The 1,632-nt window shown below is 65.9% G+C and carries 1 protein-coding gene; it reads left to right on the forward strand.

Annotation, left to right across the window (positions count from 1 at the left end; translation table 11 throughout):
- Positions 1 to 3: 3 nt before the first annotated feature.
- Positions 4 to 1,632, forward strand: a 1,629-nt coding sequence (locus CO675_RS39560) for a chemotaxis protein CheA (protein ID WP_143279226.1), incomplete at its 3' end; no start/stop codon positions are given.

Below are 1,632 nucleotides of genomic sequence, written 5' to 3' on the forward strand. Positions count from 1 at the left end.
TTCATGGACGATCTGTTGCGCGAGTTCCTGACGGAGAGCAGCGAGAGCCTGGATACGGTCGACAACCAGCTGGTGCAGTTCGAGCAGGATCCGAACAACGCGAAGATCCTGGACAACATTTTCCGCCTTGTGCACACGATCAAGGGGACCTGCGGCTTCCTCGGGCTGCCGCGGCTGGAAGCGCTGGCGCATGCCGGCGAGACCCTGATGGGCAAATTCCGCGACGGCATGCCGGTGAAGGCGGAAGCCGTGACGCTGATCCTGTCCTCGATCGACCGCATCAAGGAGATCCTCGGCGGGCTCGAGGCGACCGAAGCCGAGCCCGAGGGCAACGACCGCGACCTGATCGATCAGCTCGAAGCGATGGTCGAGCGCGGCATGGCGGCAATGGCGGCTGGTGAAGCTGCCGCTGAAGAAGATGTGCCTGTCGTTGAGTCGCCATCCGTGCAGGCAGCGATGAGCGAGGGCACGCTGGTGGTGCAGACGCTGGAGCGTCCGCTGCGTCCGGGCGAGGTCTCGCTCGACGAGCTCGAGCGCGCCTTCCGCGAGACCGAGATCGAAGTCGCAGCACCGGCGCCGGTCGCAAAGCCCGTCGCCGCAGCGCCCGCAGCGCCCGCAGCCGAGCCGGCCGAGGCCGCGAAGAAGCCGGCCCGCAAGGCCGCCGCTGAGGATGTTGTCCAGGAAGGCGACAAGATCGCCAACCAGTCGATCCGGGTCAACGTCGACACCCTCGAACACCTCATGACCATGGTCTCCGAGCTGGTGCTGACCCGCAACCAGCTGCTCGAGATCTCCAGGCGCAACGAGGACACCGAGTTCAAGGTGCCGTTGCAGCGGCTCTCCAACGTCACCGCCGAGCTGCAGGAAGGCGTCATGAAGACGCGGATGCAGCCGATCGGCAATGCCTGGCAGAAGCTGCCGCGCATCGTCCGCGACCTCTCCGGCGAACTCGGCAAGCAGATCGAGCTGGAGATGCACGGCGCCGACACCGAGCTCGACCGCCAGGTGCTCGACCTGATCAAGGATCCGTTGACGCACATGGTGCGCAACTCCGCCGATCATGGCCTCGAGACCACCGCCGAGCGCCTCGCCGCCGGCAAGCCGGAGCAGGGCACCATTCGCCTGTCCGCCTATCACGAAGGCGGCCACATCATCATCTGCATCGCCGACAATGGCCGCGGGCTCAACACCGAGCGGATCAAGGCCAAGGCGCTCCAGAACGGTCTCGTCACCGAGGCCGAGCTGGAGAAGATGACCGAGGCCCAGATCCACAAGTTCATCTTCGCGCCGGGCTTCTCGACCGCCGCGCAAGTGACCTCGGTGTCCGGCCGCGGCGTCGGCATGGACGTGGTGCGCACCAATATCGACCAGATCGGCGGCACCATCGACATCAAGAGCGTGGCCGGCGAGGGCGCCTCCGTCACCATCAAGATCCCGCTGACCCTGGCGATCGTCTCGGCCTTGATCGTGGAAGCCGGCGGCGACCGGTTTGCGATCCCCCAATTGTCCGTGGTCGAGCTGGTGCGGGCCCGCGCCAACTCCGAGCACCGCATCGAGCGGATCAAGGACACGGCCGTGCTGCGGCTGCGCAACAAGCTGCTGCCGCTGATCCATCTCAAGAAGCTGCTCAAG

Origin of the sequence: Bradyrhizobium sp. C9 (genome assembly GCF_002532045.1) — a bacterium.
Lineage (GTDB): Bacteria > Pseudomonadota > Alphaproteobacteria > Rhizobiales > Xanthobacteraceae > Bradyrhizobium.